The 18,098-nt window shown below is 33.2% G+C and carries 22 protein-coding genes and 1 pseudogene; 1 reads left to right on the top strand and 22 read right to left on the bottom strand.

Annotated elements, in window-relative coordinates; all coding sequences use genetic code 11:
* Positions 1-358: 358 nt before the first annotated feature.
* The 14 genes from AC2A07_RS18960 to AC2A07_RS19025 form a co-directional block, all read right to left on the bottom strand.
* A complete protein-coding gene (locus tag AC2A07_RS18960) occupies positions 359-775 on the bottom strand; it encodes a hypothetical protein (RefSeq protein WP_314499391.1) in 417 nt (138 codons plus the stop codon).
* A 654-nt stretch (positions 776-1,429) separates the two neighbouring features.
* On the bottom strand, positions 1,430-1,711 hold the full coding sequence (locus tag AC2A07_RS18965) for a hypothetical protein (RefSeq protein WP_484051681.1): 282 nt from the start codon (positions 1,709-1,711) through the stop codon (positions 1,430-1,432).
* Between the two features lie 674 nt (positions 1,712-2,385).
* Positions 2,386-2,676: a hypothetical protein gene (locus AC2A07_RS18970; protein ID WP_314499394.1), complete on the bottom strand. Its 291-nt coding sequence runs from the start codon at positions 2,674-2,676 to the stop codon at positions 2,386-2,388.
* A 619-nt stretch (positions 2,677-3,295) separates the two neighbouring features.
* Positions 3,296-3,550: a hypothetical protein gene (locus tag AC2A07_RS18975; protein ID WP_484051682.1), complete on the bottom strand. Its 255-nt coding sequence runs from the start codon at positions 3,548-3,550 to the stop codon at positions 3,296-3,298.
* A 1,088-nt stretch (positions 3,551-4,638) separates the two neighbouring features.
* Positions 4,639-4,941, bottom strand: a complete 303-nt coding sequence (locus AC2A07_RS18980; protein ID WP_484051683.1) for a hypothetical protein — start codon at positions 4,939-4,941, stop codon at positions 4,639-4,641.
* Between the two features lie 523 nt (positions 4,942-5,464).
* Positions 5,465-5,686, bottom strand: coding sequence for a hypothetical protein (locus AC2A07_RS18985; RefSeq protein ID WP_484051684.1), 222 nt, complete (start codon positions 5,684-5,686; stop codon positions 5,465-5,467).
* A gap of 308 nt (positions 5,687-5,994) precedes the next feature.
* A complete protein-coding gene (locus tag AC2A07_RS18990) occupies positions 5,995-6,378 on the bottom strand; it encodes a DUF6896 domain-containing protein (RefSeq protein ID WP_484051685.1) in 384 nt (127 codons plus the stop codon).
* A 179-nt stretch (positions 6,379-6,557) separates the two neighbouring features.
* The gene (locus AC2A07_RS18995) at positions 6,558-6,791 is read right to left on the bottom strand and encodes a hypothetical protein (protein ID WP_314499402.1); all 234 of its coding nucleotides are present in this window, start codon (positions 6,789-6,791) and stop codon (positions 6,558-6,560) included.
* Positions 6,792-6,992: 201 nt separating this feature from the next.
* Entirely contained in the window at positions 6,993-7,751 is a 759-nt protein-coding gene (locus AC2A07_RS19000) for an RHS repeat-associated core domain-containing protein (protein ID WP_484051686.1), read from the bottom strand.
* Positions 7,705-7,935: a hypothetical protein gene (locus tag AC2A07_RS19005; RefSeq protein ID WP_484051687.1), complete on the bottom strand. Its 231-nt coding sequence runs from the start codon at positions 7,933-7,935 to the stop codon at positions 7,705-7,707. The genes AC2A07_RS19000 and AC2A07_RS19005 overlap by 47 nt, the downstream gene beginning before the upstream one ends.
* A 49-nt stretch (positions 7,936-7,984) precedes the next feature.
* Entirely contained in the window at positions 7,985-8,125 is a 141-nt protein-coding gene (locus AC2A07_RS19010) for a hypothetical protein (protein WP_484051688.1), read from the bottom strand.
* A 143-nt stretch (positions 8,126-8,268) separates the two neighbouring features.
* A complete protein-coding gene (locus AC2A07_RS19015; RefSeq protein ID WP_484051689.1) occupies positions 8,269-8,745 on the bottom strand; it encodes a hypothetical protein in 477 nt (158 codons plus the stop codon).
* Between the two features lie 4 nt (positions 8,746-8,749).
* A complete protein-coding gene (locus tag AC2A07_RS19020; RefSeq protein ID WP_484051690.1) occupies positions 8,750-9,376 on the bottom strand; it encodes a hypothetical protein in 627 nt (208 codons plus the stop codon).
* Positions 9,377-9,484: 108 nt separating this feature from the next.
* The gene (locus AC2A07_RS19025) at positions 9,485-9,847 is read right to left on the bottom strand and encodes an RHS repeat-associated core domain-containing protein (RefSeq protein ID WP_484051691.1); all 363 of its coding nucleotides are present in this window, start codon (positions 9,845-9,847) and stop codon (positions 9,485-9,487) included.
* Between AC2A07_RS19025 and AC2A07_RS19030 the strand changes: the two genes are divergently transcribed.
* Positions 9,838-10,059 carry a helix-turn-helix domain-containing protein gene (locus AC2A07_RS19030; RefSeq protein ID WP_484051692.1) on the top strand — a complete coding sequence of 74 codons (222 nt, stop codon included), beginning with the start codon at positions 9,838-9,840 and terminating at the stop codon, positions 10,057-10,059. The two genes, AC2A07_RS19025 and AC2A07_RS19030, sit on opposite strands and share 10 nt — an antisense overlap.
* A gap of 238 nt (positions 10,060-10,297) precedes the next feature.
* On the opposite strand, the gene AC2A07_RS19035 is transcribed toward AC2A07_RS19030, so the two are convergent.
* The 8 genes and pseudogenes from AC2A07_RS19035 to AC2A07_RS19070 form a co-directional block, all read right to left on the bottom strand.
* Positions 10,298-10,771, bottom strand: a complete 474-nt coding sequence (locus AC2A07_RS19035; RefSeq protein ID WP_484051693.1) for a hypothetical protein — start codon at positions 10,769-10,771, stop codon at positions 10,298-10,300.
* The gene (locus AC2A07_RS19040; RefSeq protein ID WP_484051694.1) at positions 10,746-12,593 is read right to left on the bottom strand and encodes an RHS repeat-associated core domain-containing protein; all 1,848 of its coding nucleotides are present in this window, start codon (positions 12,591-12,593) and stop codon (positions 10,746-10,748) included. Before AC2A07_RS19040 ends, AC2A07_RS19035 begins: the two co-directional genes overlap by 26 nt.
* A gap of 357 nt (positions 12,594-12,950) precedes the next feature.
* Positions 12,951-13,724, bottom strand: coding sequence for a hypothetical protein (locus AC2A07_RS19045; protein WP_484051695.1), 774 nt, complete (start codon positions 13,722-13,724; stop codon positions 12,951-12,953).
* A gap of 4 nt (positions 13,725-13,728) precedes the next feature.
* Positions 13,729-14,247: a hypothetical protein gene (locus tag AC2A07_RS19050; RefSeq protein ID WP_484051696.1), complete on the bottom strand. Its 519-nt coding sequence runs from the start codon at positions 14,245-14,247 to the stop codon at positions 13,729-13,731.
* Positions 14,234-14,365 (bottom strand): hypothetical protein, encoded by a 132-nt coding sequence (locus AC2A07_RS19055; RefSeq protein ID WP_484051697.1) that lies wholly within the window; start codon positions 14,363-14,365, stop codon positions 14,234-14,236. Before AC2A07_RS19055 ends, AC2A07_RS19050 begins: the two co-directional genes overlap by 14 nt.
* A gap of 70 nt (positions 14,366-14,435) precedes the next feature.
* Positions 14,436-14,602: pseudogene (locus tag AC2A07_RS19060) on the bottom strand (RHS repeat-associated core domain-containing protein); the annotation flags it as partial.
* Positions 14,603-14,648: 46 nt separating this feature from the next.
* Positions 14,649-15,200: a hypothetical protein gene (locus tag AC2A07_RS19065; RefSeq protein WP_484051698.1), complete on the bottom strand. Its 552-nt coding sequence runs from the start codon at positions 15,198-15,200 to the stop codon at positions 14,649-14,651.
* Positions 15,200-18,098, bottom strand: a 2,899-nt coding sequence (locus AC2A07_RS19070) for an RHS repeat-associated core domain-containing protein (protein ID WP_484051699.1), incomplete at its 5' end; no start/stop codon positions are given. The genes AC2A07_RS19065 and AC2A07_RS19070, both read right to left, overlap by 1 nt.

An 18,098-nucleotide genomic window follows, 5' to 3' on the forward strand; every position in this document is an offset into this window, starting at 1 on the left:
TTATTGTTTAAAAGAGTAATACGATTATTACACTTTTTTTAGCAATCATTTCTTCTGAATCAATTGTATCAGGGAAAGCGCCTATTTTAAATTTTGTCCAAATTTTTACTTTATTAATGAAAAATCCCATTCTACTATTTTTATTTCAGCAATATTTAAGCTTCCAATTTCAACAGAATTTAAGGTTTTAAACTCAGAAAAGTACTACTGTTACTATCAGTTAGTCAAAATGATATTCTACTTCCATTGATAGTTGATAGTTGATAGTTGAAAATTAAAATATTCAGCAACATTATTTAAAAAATAATTTCTGTACGTATTACTAATTTTCTCACTATCATTATTTTTAAATAATCACTTATTCGCTCATTGATGATACATAGTGCAGCATTTGATAGATTCCTTTAAAGGGAAGACCTTTTTCTACAGAAATAATTATGGATGATTTATCTTTGAAAGTCAATAAAAGTTTTGTGAAATCGTTTGTTTCAGTTATACCATTTTTTATTTCAGCAGACAAAGCTGGCTTTACATTCATAAGTTGATTATACAACAATTCCTTTAATTGACTTTTCTCATTAATAAGTATTTTAATATCTGTAAATAAAGTCCAATTTTCATCATTGATAAAGTAGATAAGAAGTGGATTTTCGTTTTCTTTAATTTTAGAATTAACTTTATTTAATAAATTTAAATCTTCTGTAATCATTTTTGTATTAATCCCTTCACCACCTTTGCGGGTGAAAATTGAAATTAAAATATTTTTTTTAATCATAAAATTATTTTAATATTTTCTGTAATATTGCAGGTGATAAACCTGTTTCACTTTCATTCAATAATTCAGCTTATAAGCCTTCAATTTCTCGCGCATCGGTATTTGTATGCTTAGTTGAATGCCTAGAAAACATCCTCTAAGTTACTAAATATCAGTCATTTACATAAGTAAAAAACCACCTTATTTTACTGATTTTCAAAGAGTTATAGGTTTTTGTCATGTACTAATTTTTTTTTACAATAATAAACCCATCGCTATTGCAATAGGGTTATTTACTTTCTTAAAGTTGCAAACTTTGCACAGCGGGTACATCTAACACGATTACTTCGGAATGAAAGAGAGCCTGTTGGAATTACTGAATGAATTACTATTTCAACACTCATAAAAAAGACTCAACTCTCAGCGCACAGTTTGTCATTTCCGAAGGAATCTAAGCCAAGAGCATTCCGATTTAGTTCTCAAGAAAATTGCAGAATTTTTTTAATGCAAATTGCAAAATTTGAGGAGCAAAGAACAGCGGCAGAGCCGTTACAGTTTTTTGTCATGTACTATTTTTTTTGTTACATTAATAAACCCATCGCTATTGCAATAGGGTTATTTACTTTCTCAAAGTTGTAAATTTTGCGCAGCGGTGAGTTTTTTATCCTTGTTTATCTACTCCCAACTTAAATCAGTAACATTTAGCATTGCATATTCTACTGCCTCTATTTCAGATAAAAAGGGAATAGATATGCTTCTTGAAGAAATATTGCCATATTCATTAAGCCAAAAATCACTAAAATGTATAAAGTATACAAGCCCTTTGTCGTTAAGATTAGGTAAAAAGTCACTGTAACCTTCTTCATAAAATTCATCCCAATCTTGCTCAACAATTATAATTTTTTCAAAATGATCACCATCATATCTATACTTACCTCTTCTTATTATTTTTTGCATTACTTATTCTATTTTATTTGCTTTAAATGACTATTTAAAATCCTCTGCAATTTTAGCACAGGCCCACCCAATTTCCGTCTCTTGCACCTTCATAAATATCAAGCCACTTCCTACAACAGATATGAAATTAGCTCCCATTCTTCCTGCATCACCCAACGTGAAACCACTTAAGCTGTTAGAGCTATTTTACTGATTAGATTGACCCTGCATCACTACCTTTTGTATTCCTTGTGTTGCTGCTATACCAAAATATCAGGCATTTGCATATACTTGTGCAGCTCCGTCGTATCCTTGGTGTATTATCAAAACTTGCAGGTGACACACTTGTTTCACTGTCATTCAATAATTCAGCTTCCAAGCCTTCAATTTCTTGCGCATCGGTATTTGCGTGTTTAGTTGAATGCTTAGGAAACATCCTCTAAGTTAATAAATATCAGTCATTTACACAAGTAAAAAAACACCTTATTTTGTTGATTATCAAATGATTGTATGTTTTTTGCCATGTACTATTTTTTTTTACAATAATAAATCCATCGCTATTGCGATGGGTTTATTTACTTTCTCAAAGTTGCAAACTTTGCGCAGCGGTCCAATAAAAAATTTAAAGATTTCTTCGCTAAAAATGCATCTACATTATAAAATAACAAAAGCCACCTAATCTGTGGCTTTGTTGTTTAAATCATTTCTTCTGTCAATCGTGCATCAGAGAAGTATTCTATTTTCACTTCAGACAATTCATTTTTAATTATTAAAGCTATTTCTTTTCCTTCTTGGTCAAGCTCATTAATAATGTTATCATTAGTAAAACCATTGTAATGCTCGTTTTCATATTTTGACAACCACTGCTCTAATCTTTGCTTGGCTGACAAACTTAAACCTAAGTATTCAGGGTCTATATAGCCACCTTCGTACTTATCTCTAATTCCTGTACCACTTAATGCAGCATCTATAACTAAGTATTTCATTGTTTGGCTATTTAACAGGTCTGAAAAATCTATGGCTAATTATACCGTCTTTAGTAAGTCCGATTTCAAAAACTCACACAATTTCCGTCTCTTGCACCTTCATAAATATCAAGCCCGCTTCCTACAATAGATATGAAATTAGCTCCCATTCTTCCTGCATCACCCAACGTAAAACCAATTGAGCTATCAGAGTAAGTTTAATCTTCTAAAATTTTACGACTTTTCATACCCTAAAAGTACAATTTATTGAAATTTCATAACACTTTTTTCACAAAATGAATATATTCTTTAAATACGATTAAAATTGTAGTAAAACTGTGCCTTAATGCATGTTTTTGCAGCTTTGCGGCCCAAATTATTTATTTTCTCAAATTTGCAAACTATGCGTAACGAGGAGACCTATAGTAAACATCATCATAACATGTCATAATAATTTGTTATTAGCCTATTCTTCTATGACTTTTTGGATGACTTTCAAGATAATATCTGCTTGTTTGTTGTCTAAATATCTAAGCCATCAATTCCGAAAATATCAACAACCTTGTTCAAAGAAAGAACTAGCTCTCTACCGAAACCTTTCATTTCCATAGCTTTTAAATATTACTTTAACTGTAGTAAATTAGATTTTTTCCGGTCTTAGCCGAATTATTTCGTTGATTAACAAAGGAATTACATTTCTTGCCATAGCTATAAAGTCTAAATCTTCAGTTTTAATTTGCACAAATTCAATATCGTAATCTCTATCATTTTCACTTCCAGTCATTATAAAACTTGAACCGGAATCAAAATCTCGCCCTTCAACATAAGAAGTCCATGGAGATTTCGTTGCTTTATTGCATAATTCAAGGATATCTTTTAATTCTAATTCGGTCATATTTTTTTATTTTAAAGGATTTTTAATTACACGACTAAATTGTCCTTCTGCTTAAATTTACGTACAAATTATTCGTTCTGCCATAAAAAAAATCATTTCTCCAATCTTGGATTAGATCAGAATATTCGTTCTTTCTCAGTAATAACATTTTTCTAATATGGCATAATTCTCAATTAAATTGCGATTGATTCTACTCTTCTCTATTGAGCCCTTTAAAAAAATTAACAACTTTTTTGTTTCTTCTGCAAAATCATAAGAATCAATTTCATTGATTCCGTTCTATTCTACTTTACTATTCATTATTTAATTAAAACTTTGCGTTGAAAAAAAACAGAATCTATTTAAATATCAAGGTTTTTTACGCACAGTTCGTCACTGTCTTCATTTTATTATTGATTTCTGAAGAAATATAAACTTCATTGTAAAATTCGCTGTTAAGATTCCTCCGGAAATCGAAGATTCGATGAAATCAATGACAAAGAGGCTGTCGGAATTATTGAATGAAAATCTGTAATTTACTTTCAATATCTATAGAACTCTCAGCGCACAGTTTGTCTTTCCGAAGGAATCTAAACCGAGAGAATCCCGATTTAGTTCTTAAGGAAATTGCGTAATTTATTTTTAAAACGCAAAGTTTTATCATACAAATTGCAAAAAATTTAAGGAGTAAATAACAGCGGTAAAGCCGCTGATGAAGCTCGCTTTATAAGAATCAATTTTATTAATTCCTGAGGGATTTTTATATTCTTCAAGGTGTTATGAAAAGTTTTTTTCTAAATTCACCTGTAGACTTGCTGTTCGAATAAAACAATTTGAACGTATTGTTTTTAGGGAAGATTACATCTGCAGTAAAACATTTTCGCAGATAATAAAAAAACCGTAATTAAGTAATTATGGTCGGAAGAAATCCTGATCATTTTTTGTAGGTTATGTTTTGAAAACCGTTGAAATCACCGTCTTTAACCATGATTAAAATTTTTGTAATCATATCCTTAAGCTGCGACGTAATATGTGTTTTTGCGTTTTTGCAGCCCAAATTATTTATTTTCTCAAAGTTGTAAACTCTGCGCAGCGGAGGAATATTATGATTAATGCACTTTTTTTATATCAATAATTTTCCCTGAAGCAATTGCATTAGGGAAAACACCTATTTTAAATTTTGTACCAATGTTTACTTTATTTAATAAAAAATCCCGTTCTACTATTTTTATTTCAGCAAAATTTAAGCTTCCAATTTCAACAGAATTTAAGGTTTTGAATTCAGAAAAAGTACTAGTGTCACCATCAGTTAACCAAAATGACATTCTAACCGTATTGGTAATTGGAAAGTTAAAATATTTATTTGCATTTTTAGAAAATATAACTTCTACGCTTAGAATTAATTCTTTCATATATAATTTTTTTAATAACGTATTGACTCAATTTTCATAGCTGAATTGAATTTCTGCATATTTTTTTGCAAAACAGTACCACCCGGATAGGCATCTATGATTATATCAGAGAGCCAGACCAAGCGTGGCTACATCCAACACCATTCCTCATACTCTAAACCAAACTGCACCCAATTTCCGTCTCTTGCAACTTCATAAATATAAAGCCCACTTAATAAATAGATATGAAATAGCTCCCATTCTTTTTACATCACCCAACGTGAAGCCAATTGAGCTATTGTAATAAGTCTAATCTAAATTTCCTAACATTTTGCGACTTTTCATACCCTAAAAGTACAATTTATTGAAATTTCACAAACTTTTTCACAAAATGAATATATACTTTAAATACGATTAAATTGTTGTAATCATATCCTTAAACTGTGCTATAATGAGTGTTTTTGCATCTTTGCAGCCCAAATTATTTATTTTCTCAAATTTACAAACTATGCGCAGCGGGCCTCTACTATCAAACAGTATTATTTTAAAATAATCTACCATTTGCACCAAGCTTTTCAGCTTCATGTAAAAACCTTTCGGCTAAGTCCAAATTATCAATTTCAATAATTACTTTTTCATCATTTAAAAGAAAATCAACATTCGTTTTCGATTCTTTTAAAGATTTTCTAAGCATTTCCATTTGTAGTTTAGTAAACGATACTTTTTCTAAACCTTCGCGCCAACTTTCTAAAATAACTTTTATCATATCTTAATCAACTTTTATATTTATTGCTGTTGGAACATCAGTAATTCACACAAGTAAAAACCATATTATCTTATTGATTTTCAAAGTATTATAATTTTTTTTTGATATACTATTTTTTTTGTTACAATAATAAACCCATCGTTATTGCAATGGGTTTATTTACTTTCTCAAAGTTGCAAACTTTGCGCAGCGGGAAATTTTTACACAACGGGGTTTAAATTATTTATTTTTGACCTATAATCTGTATCCGATTTTTAGGACGGGACAAAAAATTAATTATATGTAGAATTTTACTTCTGTATCATATTCTAATTCTCTAAAAAACAAATCCCTCCTTTAACAAAAAGCTCCTTTTCTGCAACTTTTTTTAATAAAAATTTCTTTATTTCATCTTCTTTAATTGCATCTTTTTTCCCTTTACAGAATAAAAATAAACTCCATTCAGTAAAACCTGCTTTATTTTCGTGAAATTCAACATCAACATTGTCAGTCTTAAATATAAAATTGCAACCGAACCCATGAAAGTAATATCCTTTTATTTCACTGTTATTTATATTTAGATTGCTACTTTTTATTGATCCTGAATTTTTTTTTACGAGTATATCTCCATTTCCAAATTCCAATTCGATAAACTTAATTACAGCTCTGAATTTGTCAATGAATATGATGTATGTATTTTCCAGTTCATCCATTATTTTTAACAGTTTTTGTAGCATTCTACGATCAACCTTGAAGGAGCTTTACATAGCTTTATCTGCTGCTATTTGTAATTCAAATATATTTGAATTACCACTTTGGATCAGCTAACTTATTTACAGGAATTTCTTGGCCCAATATTATTGCCGCATTTACACTTTGATGCCCATTGATTTTATATGACCGTTCTAATTAAGGTAGATGGGTCCACATTTTTAACTAATACTTCAGCTCCTTCTTTCGCTGCTTTTTCAAGACCTTCTTCTGCCAACTCTGTACCAATGGCTTTTATTCCACCTTTTATAATTGAGCCAATACCAAGCGTGGCTACATCCAAGACCATTCCTCTTACTCCAATCCCAAACTGCACCCAATTTCCGTCTCTTGCAACTTCATAAATAGCAAGCAAGCCCGCTTCCTACAACAGGTATGAAATTAGCTCCCATTCTTCCTGCATCACCCAACGTATAGCCAATTGAGCTATCAGAGTAAGTTTAATTTTCTAACATTTTATGACTTTTCATACCCTAAAAGTACAATTTATTGAAATTTCACAACAATTTTTTCACAAAATGAATATATTCTTTAAATACGATTAAAATTGTAGTAATCATATTTTTAAGTTCCTCTGTAATATATGCTTTTGCGTTTTTGCAGCCCAAATTATATAATTTTTTGTTACAATAAAATCCATCGCTATTGCGATGGATTTATTTACTTTCTCAAAGTTGCAAACTTTGCGCAGCGTGGGAAAATTAAACGTATCTTGACCAAATTCAACTTGAGTATTATTTGCTGTAAATTCAAAAACCGTAGTAGCAACATTATAATTATCAATTTGCATGTAAGTAAATTCTGTACCTCCAGATATATCATCATGTCCTGGGGTTTTGTATTTCTCTGTCTTAGCTTCCCCTATTTGTGAATCACCTGTTGGATTTTTTTCTGTTACATTAGTACGAGCAACTTGTATAGATTTAGATTCATCCTCGTTAGTAATGGTATCGTATGTATTATTATCAGCAGTACGTTCGATTTTACCGCTATTGAAAATTTTGATTTTATCTTCAGCTTGCATTCCATCAGGATCGATAAACCTAATCGGATTATTGTAAGCATAATTATAAGGTGACCACCTGCGTGAAGTTTCCGCCAACGGATCTACAACGCCCCATCTACCAATATCAGGCATATAAAACCTCGCTCCATAATCATACATTCCAGTCTCCTGAATTTCTTTGCCATTGTACTTATAATTGTAATAGCTTCCCAGATAACCTTTATTAATACCCCCTATGTGATTAAGTCCGAATGCATAATAATCATTCGTATCTGTAATTTCTACAGTGCCGTCTGTTTTTTTTAGCATAACTGACCCTTGCATTTCCAAGATGGTCTCTATATTGGTAAATGTAACGATTTTCTTTAAAACTGAAAAATCCTTCTGAAGTACCCACAAAATCAAGTACGAAAGCAGATTCAAATCCTATTGGCTGTGGAGCCACCTTCCGGTAGGCATGCTCTTCGTAGGCAAATTCAACCGGACAAAACATGCATGGAGTTGTAACCTGAGTCTGGTTATAATGAAACCCATCAAGATAATCAGTGATTTTTGTAGTGACATTTCCTCAACGCTCCGGAATTGAGGTAAACTTTTTTCTGAGCTTTACACCGTCTGCCCCTGTAGAGATAATTCATATCATAACTTCCAAAAGCAGGATTGTAGGGCTGAAAAATTGACATTTTTGAGGGAAGGTTCAAATGATTGTAAAGCATATTAAAAAGACCTTTGTCAGGCATAGCGGTCTTCTTTAATGAAAATGTAGCTGCTATATAGCACAAAAACCCATCGCAATTGCCATGGGTTTTTCTTTATTTGTGCAAAGTTATAAACTTTGCGCAGCGGGTGGTTTTGGCATATTGGGATAACCACTTGATTTTTTATGATTGGGTACAGAATGATACAGCTTGTTATCAAAAGTTTTTTTATACAATTCTATATAATCAGCATTATCCAATTCAAAATAATCTATTTTCAGTGATTTAGTATCAAATGGAATTTTATACTTAACTGAATTTCTAAAATATAAATTTAGTGTATCATTTGAAAAACTATATATAAAGGGATCTAAGCCTTTTAAACTATTACTTTTATCAAAATCTTTTACATCAAGTATTTTTTTATTTGTTATCATTGTAAACTGCTTATCTCCAGTAACGCCTAAATTAATAGTTGATATATATATACGTTCTCCCTTACTAGAAACTATTTCACTTTGATTTAATTGTTGACTTCCAAGCTCACTACTACAAGAAATTAAAATAAGTAAAAACAATGGTATTAGATAATTGTAACTCTTCATAATATTATTTATTATTAGCTTTTTCACCTGCTTTTATGCCTTCTAAAATTCGTCTTCCAGAATATGGCTCTTCACCATAATACGGTGCTGGTCCAAAGGTGGCTCCATATATTAAAACTCTCGCAATATTAGGTATGTTTAGTACTCCTTGTTGATAAGCTCCTTCTAATTTCATATAAGCATCTCCACCAATTCTTACTCCTGCTATCTTTGATGTAACTCCATTTAGCCTGGCTAAATGGTTACCTGCAGATCTACCTGTTGCGTATTTACCATTTAACAGTCTGCCAGTCATAGGGCCTTCTGGAGCCCAATCTTTATTATTCTTAATGTCAAGTGGTTGATTTAGTTCGGAATCTTCCATTGTTTGCACTAATCCTACTTCTTTAGAATATTCATTAGCGTCTTTTATCAAAGGATCCCAGCTTTGTTCCGCCCCAAAATGTATTTTTCCTGATGCCATATTTGTATCGGGGTCAACAAACTCGTCCCAATGTTCAGTTTCTCCCATTTTTTCTCCTCCAGCAGATGTATTGCTTTCAGAATTATAGGTTTTACCTAATTCCGCAAATGTTTCTTCTGTATCTCCAGAGTGTTTATAAACTCCATTATCTCCATCATTAGCAACCATAACAACATTTCCAAATTTATCCGTGTGAGTACTTTCTACTCCACGGCCATCAGGATCTATAAATAATATAGGGTTATTTACAGCGTAATTGTATGTAGAATGTCTTCTTTATTGTTCCGCCAACGGATCTACCACACCCCATCTTCCGATATCCGGCATATAGAATCTCGCTCCGTAATCATACATGCCAGTCTCCTGAATTTCTTTTCCGTTGTACTTATAATTGTAATAGCTTCCCAGATAACCTTTATTAACACCCCCTATGTGATTAAGTCCGAAAGCGTAATAATCATTCGTATCTGTAATTTCTACAGTGCCGTCTGTTTTTTTAGCATAACTGACCCTTGCATTTCCAAGATGGTCTCTATATTGGTAAATGTAGCGATTTTCTTTAAAACTGAAAAATCCTTCTGAAGTACCCACAAAATCAAGTACGAAAGCAGATTCCAATCCTATAGGCTGTGGAGCCACCTTCTGGTAGGAACGCTCTTCGTAAGCAAATTCAGCCGAAGAGACTTTGCGCAGCGAGGGTAGCTGCTTTGCACATTGGCGTATATAAATCTACTTACTCCAAAATTGAAAAAGGATTAAGAGAACTTACTGTTTCAGAACTTAGTAAAATGGCTAAACTTTTTAATCTTACCACAGATCAGATTATAAATTACAATAAAAATAATTCCTAAAGAGATTATAATTGAAGATAAATCGACTCTCGAACAAATGGAACTCATCCAACAGCTCGACGAAGAAGATAAAAGTACCGTCTTTAAAATTATCGATAAAATGCTTACTACCAAAAAAATTAAAGACTTTTTTAATAAAAATGTAGCTGCATTATAACAAAACAACCTCGCAAAAGCGAGGTAATTTTGTTATCTGCCACACGATAAAATCGTGCGGGAGCGGAGAAGCGGAAATACTCTATTCGCTTTTATTACAATCACTCTCCATGAAAATATGAGCTTTATTAAAATCTGGAATGAATTTTTCATCTATGAAGTAGAGTACTCTTTCATCAATTGTTGATTGCCTACCTCTCTTTAGATTAGAGATATCTTGATTTGTTTTTTCAAAAAAAGAATCAAAAAAATTAATAATTTGCTTATCTTTTTCTTCACCTAAGTCATAGATTATTAAAGAACCTTTATAATGATAAGTCTTAATTCTGTTAGAGAGATTATCATTGTAATTCATTTTTGCAAAACCGAACAGGTATTGATTGTTACATTTTTTAATTAAGCTAATTTCAAAATAGGCAAACTCTTTTTCAGAAATTATTTTTTCTATGTAATTATAAAATTCCTTCTTTTCGTGAGTCTGAGCAGAACATCCAAAATTCAATAAAAAAACACATACTAAGAGAACTATTTTAATCTTTTTTAAATTTTCCTTCATAAGCTTTAATGATTTGAGAGCTATTATATATAATGGTAGTATTGTGTGCCGGAACATAAATGAAATTCACAGCATTAGGCATAGTTTCTGCAGACACTCTATCTCCACTATTTTTTTTACTTGTTGCCTTAAAGGTATAGCCATTCTCTTTTAATGGAAATTTCGACATCCGAAATCCGCTAGGATTTAAAGGGCCTGAAATTTGTTCGGGATTCCATGTTCCAGGATGCAAATGCCCTTGTAATTTAACATTGCCTCCATCATAAACGGGACTTGTAGACGCTTCCTCATTAGATGTATATACAACAGTATTATCTTTACCACCTACTTTAGCTGTTTGAATCCCAAATTCCACATTTACGTCTCCTGATTTCATCCAATCGCCTACTTGATTAAAATAATCCATACCTTTTGCTTCATCTCCTTTAAAGTCCAAATATGTATCTCCTATTGTTGAATATTGATGAGTGTTCTCTTTTATAAAGCCTTTCCCTCCAACTTCAAATCCACCGTCATTCTCAGTCTTTAGATTACCACTACTATCAAAATTCTTTTCAGTATAAATTACATCAGTTTTAGATTCAGCCATCCATGTAAGATTGCCACTTTTATCCATTTTGTATACATCTTTTGCTTCCCTACCATCCGGATCAATAAATCTCAAAGGATTATTAAAAGCATAGTTATAAGTTGACCAACGACGAGAAGTTTCCGCCAGCGGATCCACCACGCCCCATCTTCCAATATCCGGCATATAAAACCTCGCTCCATAATCATACATTCCGGTCTCCTGAATTTCCTTGCCATTGTACTTATAATTGTAATAGCTTCCCAGATAACCTTTATTAACACCACCTATGTGATTAAGTCCAAAAGCATAATAATCATTCGTATCTGTAATTTCTACAGTGCCGTCTGTTTTTTTAGCATAACTCACCCTTGCATTTCCAAGGTGATCCCTGTATTGGTAAATGTAACGATTTTCTTTGAAACTGAAAAATCCTTCTGAAGTACCCACAAAATCAAGTACGAAAGCAGATTCCAATCCTATAGGCTGTGGAGCAACCTTCCGGTAGGCACGCTCTTCGTAAGCAAATTCAGCCGGACAAAACATGCATGGAGTTGTAACCTGAGTCTGGTTATAATGAAATCCATCAAGATAATCGGTGATTTTTGTAGTGACATTTCCTGAACGCTCGGGAACTGATGTAAATTTTTTTCTGAGCTTTACACCGTCTGCCCTATACAAATAATCCAAGTTATAGCTTCCAAAAGCAGGATTGTAGGGCTGAAAAATCGACATTTTTGAGGGAAGGTTCAAATGATTGTAACGCATATTAAAAAGACCTTTATCAGGCATAGCGGTCATATTTCCATTATTGTCATAATCCATTATCCCGTTACCCCCTTCATATCCGATATTTAAAGATGTCTCGATAACCTGAGTGAGACGGTTACCCTCATATTGATAGTCCAGGTCATCTACCTTTAATGCTATTGTACTTCCCACTTCCGGATAGGCAAATCTTTTGAGCGTTTTTATATTGCCATTTTTATCATAGGTCAGATTCTCATTATAATAAAAGGTATTTGGATCTGTCTGATCAGGTTCTGTATAGACCGCATCTGATAATCTGTTTAACCCGTCGTATGCGTAGGTATATCTTTTCCGGCTGTTGACGGTAGACATATTCCAGTCAATTTCTGCAATATTCCCATTATATCTTCCAGATCCGACAGCGTTGTATTCAGGATCTGTGTATTTCATTTTGTATCCGAAAAAATCTGTTCCAAGATTTACAGGATCATTGATCTTCGTCATCCAACCCCGGATATTATACTGATAATCTACGGTAATGCTTTAGAAGTTTTAATCGATACTTCGCTCAACGATGAAACAGAATCTATTAAAGACATATAATTTCTGAAAAAATTTGAAGTAATTCAGGATATGAATGAAGATAAAGCTTTGGTAACAAGATTTATAGATCTTACCCATCAAAGATTATAAAGCTAAAAAGCTTCTCGTAGAAAGTACCATTGCATTATATAATAAAAAACCCCGCAAAATGCGAGGCTTTTATTTATCAGCTCAAAGTCACAGACTTTGCGCAGCGAGGGAGTTTTGTTATTATCTGCCAAACGATGCAATCGTTCGATAGCAAGGGATATTTAGAGATTAGTAAATAATTTTCCTTTCCTCAATAAGAGTTTGAACTTTGTTGCTAATTTTATATACTTGGATTAAATTTCCTTTTGAATCAAATTTTTTAATTTTTTTATCAAAATCAAAACTTGCGTCTTCTTGATTACTATTTAAATAAATACTTCCTGTGAAAGACTCCCTGTCTCCATACTCATTTAGTTTATATATCCCTGTTAATCTTGACTTAGGAGCATGAAATGTTAGTTTTTCATAATTATATGAATTATTATTAATCCAATTGTACCTTTCTATTTCAGAAACAATTATATCATCAGGAATATTAAATAATTTTATTTGTTCGATTATACGATTTTTGTCATCAAATAGTTTAAATAGTTTGAATGATAGATTACCTTTATCATTATACTGGTTTATTTGAACAGTATTATTATTGTAAGAATATTTTGTTATCACTGAAATTTGTTTTTTTACAAGTGAATTGTCTTTATCAGAAATTATCATTCCTTCTGTTATTTTTTCTACTTCCGTGATATTATAATTATTATCAAATCTAATAATAGTTCTTAGCCATTCTATATTTTTATCAGATGAATTTTTTATACTAATTTCATTTTTATTTCTGTTATATGTATAATTTCGTAAAGGAATTAATTTTTCGGCTTTAACCTCAAAAACTTCCATCGATTTAAAGTTACTCTCAGCAAGAATTTTAAGAGAATCCTTAGTTTGAAAATTTTGAGAGAATAAAAAAGGTCCTAAAAGAAATAAAAAAAATAAATTTTTCATATAGTTATTTTTCGGGTTTAAATGTTTTATACACTCGTCCACTATAAACTTTAAATATTGGTATTGGTATATAAGAATTATCTACTGTTGTTTTATCTGTATCTGACGGTGTTGGATTTGTACCATCTTCTGGATGAGAATGGGTAAATACTGATTTCATTAATTCAATACCCGAAGTTTTCAAAAGCATCTTTTTATAATAATCTAAAGTAAGTGTGGGAATGAATGCTCCAAAAAATCCATCTTTATCAAATCTTGGTAAGTAACCAAATTGCAAAGTTCTTCCTACTATCCCTTTGTTTTGATTATTCTGAGTATATTGTAATAGGTCAAATTCATTTCCAGCATTTGAATTTTTCTCTAAAAACTCAAAAAATGATTTTGCATTACTTTGATTTTCAAAAGAAAAAATTTCAAAAGGAACTTCTTTTATTGCTTCACTACGTTTGCCATTTACTCTAGGTGTGTAAGTTACAGAGCCAGATGAAGTAATTCTCTCTTCTATTTGTTCATCTCTTTCCATTATTATCTACAACATATAATTCGTCAGGTCTGTCATTTTCTTCAACTTTAGTAAGACTTCCGTTTTCAGAATTCAATTCCCATATATCTGCATTTCTACCATCCGGATCAATAAACATTATAGGGTTATTATATGCATACGTGTAAGTAGACCATTTTCTCGAAATTTCCGCGAGCGGAGACCATTATATCTATATATTTTATTGGATTATCAAAAGCGTAATTATAGGGTGACCATCTTGTCATTTGTTCTGCCATAGGATCCGGGACTCCCCATCTTCCAATGTCCGGCATGTATTGACGCCAACCATAATCATACATCCAGTCTCCTGCAACTCCTTGCCATTGTACTTATAGTACTTGTAAGAACCCTGACTAAAAAATGAATTTAAATTCCTCTAGCTATTCTTCATCTTCCAAATTTTCATATCTATAATCCGTAAGAATTAATATTCCAAAGTATTTCCATTCAAATTCATCTTGATAATTAACTCTTATTATTAATCGTTTTTTCGTTTTTTGAAGTATATCTATAGATTTAATTATTTTGTGGTGCGAAGGATATCTTCCGTCTCCATAAGGCGAGCCTGCTTTAAAACTATTAGAGTTTTCTCTTGTTAAAACAAATCCGTCGAACATTCCTAATTTTATTTCCTCTTTCGATTTATAGTTTGGATTATTCAAACATAAAACCGTTTGGAAAACTTTATTTGCTACATCATATTTATACAAAACCCCTTTGTCAGAATCATATTTTAAATATTCATTCTTCATTTTTGAAGTATCCTGCTTAAAATAATCAAATATGCCTAAATCGATTTTTTCGTTATTAAGAATTCCTGATTTATAAGTCACTATTATTGGTCTGTATACTTCCAATATTTGTGCTTTTATATTTCCTACAAAACATAATATTAATGTTTGTATAAGTATTTTCTTTATAATTTTTTCCATTATTTATTTTTCTTTTCTTCTTCCCTTACTTGGACAAGTTGATTAACTATTTTTTCTGAATTAGAGCCAGCCTCTCTAGTAGATATCAATTTAAAATCCTCTGATCCATATATTTTATGATCCTTATCTGCATCTCCAGTTGTATTTTCTATATGGGAATCCATTTCGTGATAAACAGCTTCTGCTAAATCATAATTATTATATCCAATTTTAATTTCATTACCCAAACCATCTTCAACTATTGCACTATTCCTTGAATCACTGCTCTTCTCTTTGAAAAAATTTTCATTCAAGGAAATCAAGTGTACATTTTTATCACCCGATTGAGATATGTCAAGATTGTTAAATTCCGAAGAATTTGAGTACCCCTCAGGGATTGATACTTTCCCATTTTTTGCAAGTCCCAAAGATTTGATATCAGTAAGTGTTTCCGCTACTGCTGAACTAGTGCCAAAGTTTTTAGAGTTAATATATATGTCATCCGTTTTACTGGTTCCATATTTATCCCACATTGCTTTTCCCATTTCTGTTTTATATAATATATCTTTTGAAGCTTTGAAAGAGCCATTGGTAGTTAAAATAATAATATCTTTTGGACCACGCCCATCAGGGTCAATAAATCTGAGAGGATTATTAAAACCATAATTATAAGGACTATGTCTTCTCATTTTCTCCACTAATGGGTCAACAACTCCCCATCTCCCGATATCCGGCATATAAAATCTCGCTCCATAATCATACATCCCAGTCTCCTGCAACTCCTTGCCATTGTACTTATAATTTTGATATCCTCCCAAAAGAGCTTTATTAGCTCCAATATGATTTAACCCAAATGCATAGTAATTGTTAACATCCGTCACTTCAATTGCGCCTTGACTGTTTTTAGCATAACTGACCCTCGCATTTCCAAGATGATCCCTGTATTGGTAAATGTAGCGATTTTCTGTAAAACTGAAAAATCCTTCTGAAGTAGGAACAAAATCCAGACTCCAGGCCATAGGAATTGTACCGGGAATAATAGCCGGTTCTTTAAAGGCCTGTTCTTCGTAGGCTACACTGGTTCTGCACCAGGGACAGGGAGCAACTGTCTCACTGTAGCTGTACTGAAAACCATCTAGGTAGTCTGTATATTTATAAGATTTGGACTGACCTTTTCCTCCTCCCGTGCTGTAGGTCTTGCGGACTTTTACTCCATCAGCACGATACAGATAATTTAAACCAAAGCTGCCTGATACTCCCATTGGGTTATTCTGCGTGATTGAAAAATAATCAGGCAGGCTCAGATGGTTGTAGCCAATACTCTGAATACCTTTATCCTTCATATTCACCATGCTCCCATTCAGGTCATAATCGATGGTGTTATTTCCTCCTTCATATCCGGTACTGTTGGATTGATTTTCAATCACCTGTGTCAGGCGGTTTCCTGAATATACATAATCCAGGTTATCGACCATGACCCCGGTTGTTCCTGCTACAGGAGGCGTTGCTGTTCTCTTGAGGGAGGCGATATTTCCATTCAGGTCATAGGTCAGGTATTCGTCAAAATAACTGCTGTTTCCTGTCGTAGGTTCTTTATAGAAAGCATTGTTTAACCTGTTGAGATTGTCATACTGATAATTATATCTTTTCAAGAGATTCTCCGAAGCATTATTCCAGTCGATCTCTGCAATATTCCCGTTAAACCTTGCTGTGGCATTACTGGGATTTACAGGATTTGTATATCGCATTTCATACCCGAAGAGTTTCCCGTTCAGGTTCACCGGATCATTGATCTTCGTCATCCAACCACGAATGTTATACTGATAATCCACGGTCTGAAGAGGAGTAGATGAACTTATCCCGCCAACTTTCTTTGTTTTCAACTGTGAAAGGGGATTGTATTCATTCTGAGCCAGATATTCTACAGGGTTATTGTCTACCTGATGCGTATGCACCAACAACCTGTTCTGATGGTCATAGGTGAAGTTCTCGGTAATCACCCTTTCCGTGTCAACAGCTAATCTCTTGTGACGGGTGACCACCTGTTTCGGGGTTCCCGAGAAATCAAGCTGCGATTCCGTTTTGGTATAGCCTCCCAGATGATTGATGGAGTGGCTCGCCAGTGCTCTTCCTCTTTCATCATACCAGGAATAATTCTTCGTCCAGTTGTCATCCTCAATGTTTTTCACAAAACTCATCACAGGCAGGCTTTTGGTGCTGACGGTATTTCCGGTACTGTTGTCAGTAATGACGGGAATTCCGAATACGGTCGCAGGGAAAGCAGGATTAAAACTGTAGGGAGCATAGGTGTCATAATAACTGATACTCAGAAGCTTTAGGTATTTATTATCTGCGGGGTAGGCTCTTCCGGTATAATAGACATCCATTCCTTCATGGCTGAATCCCACACTTTCACTCCGCAGCATATTATTGCCGCCATTGAGTTCCACCTCTGCCTGTTCTGTGGTTCTCGCTCCCCCGGTACTGATCCCTGTAAATGCGACCCGTCCAAACTGATCATATTTGGTAAACAGCCACTGTCCTTTCGCTTCAAGGTTGGCATCCCTGGTGGCCACCAGCCTGTCCTGTTTATCATACACCATGTATTCCCATCCTTTCCCGGGGATCTTCTTTTCGACCAGACGGTTCCTGGTGTCATATTTATATCGGTAGCAGAGATTGTTCAGGGTGGTTTCATCCACTGCATTTGCGGCTACTGCCAGAGGCGGGATGACATAGGCCAGCTGGTTGTAATCATTGTAGACGTAATAAGTATCAGCACTGGCAGTCCCATCCAGCATCTTTCTCAGGAGGATTGTCTGACCCCGGCCGTTTTTAAATTCAACCGTTTTGTTTCCGTCTTCATCGGTTACCGTATTTTTATAAAGCTGGTTCGCTCCGTAACCGGTTGCCGATAAA

This window comes from Chryseobacterium sp. HNCC26DJ238 (assembly GCF_057180465.1).

Excerpts from the sequence above, each read along its gene's own strand:
- AC2A07_RS18960 (WP_314499391.1), bottom strand. The coding sequence starts at position 775 with ATGATTAAAAAAAATATTTTAATTTCAATTTTCACCCGCAAAGGTGGT.
- AC2A07_RS18965 (WP_484051681.1), bottom strand. The coding sequence starts at position 1,711 with ATGCAAAAAATAATAAGAAGAGGTAAGTATAGATATGATGGTGATCAT.
- AC2A07_RS18970 (WP_314499394.1), bottom strand. The coding sequence starts at position 2,676 with ATGAAATACTTAGTTATAGATGCTGCATTAAGTGGTACAGGAATTAGA.
- AC2A07_RS18975 (WP_484051682.1), bottom strand. The coding sequence starts at position 3,550 with ATGACCGAATTAGAATTAAAAGATATCCTTGAATTATGCAATAAAGCA.
- AC2A07_RS18980 (WP_484051683.1), bottom strand. The coding sequence starts at position 4,941 with ATGAAAGAATTAATTCTAAGCGTAGAAGTTATATTTTCTAAAAATGCA.
- AC2A07_RS18985 (WP_484051684.1), bottom strand. The coding sequence starts at position 5,686 with ATGATAAAAGTTATTTTAGAAAGTTGGCGCGAAGGTTTAGAAAAAGTA.
- AC2A07_RS18990 (WP_484051685.1), bottom strand. The coding sequence starts at position 6,378 with ATGGATGAACTGGAAAATACATACATCATATTCATTGACAAATTCAGA.
- AC2A07_RS19000 (WP_484051686.1), bottom strand. The coding sequence starts at position 7,751 with ATGCTAAAAAAAACAGACGGCACTGTAGAAATTACAGATACGAATGAT.
- AC2A07_RS19005 (WP_484051687.1), bottom strand. The coding sequence starts at position 7,935 with ATGTTTTGTCCGGTTGAATTTGCCTACGAAGAGCATGCCTACCGGAAG.
- AC2A07_RS19010 (WP_484051688.1), bottom strand. The coding sequence starts at position 8,125 with ATGTCAATTTTTCAGCCCTACAATCCTGCTTTTGGAAGTTATGATATG.
- AC2A07_RS19015 (WP_484051689.1), bottom strand. The coding sequence starts at position 8,745 with ATGAAGAGTTACAATTATCTAATACCATTGTTTTTACTTATTTTAATT.
- AC2A07_RS19020 (WP_484051690.1), bottom strand. The coding sequence starts at position 9,376 with ATGGTTGCTAATGATGGAGATAATGGAGTTTATAAACACTCTGGAGAT.
- AC2A07_RS19035 (WP_484051693.1), bottom strand. The coding sequence starts at position 10,771 with ATGAAGGAAAATTTAAAAAAGATTAAAATAGTTCTCTTAGTATGTGTT.
- AC2A07_RS19040 (WP_484051694.1), bottom strand. The coding sequence starts at position 12,593 with ATGACGAAGATCAATGATCCTGTAAATCTTGGAACAGATTTTTTCGGA.
- AC2A07_RS19045 (WP_484051695.1), bottom strand. The coding sequence starts at position 13,724 with ATGAAAAATTTATTTTTTTTATTTCTTTTAGGACCTTTTTTATTCTCT.
- AC2A07_RS19050 (WP_484051696.1), bottom strand. The coding sequence starts at position 14,247 with ATGGAAAGAGATGAACAAATAGAAGAGAGAATTACTTCATCTGGCTCT.
- AC2A07_RS19055 (WP_484051697.1), bottom strand. The coding sequence starts at position 14,365 with ATGTTTATTGATCCGGATGGTAGAAATGCAGATATATGGGAATTGAAT.
- AC2A07_RS19065 (WP_484051698.1), bottom strand. The coding sequence starts at position 15,200 with ATGGAAAAAATTATAAAGAAAATACTTATACAAACATTAATATTATGT.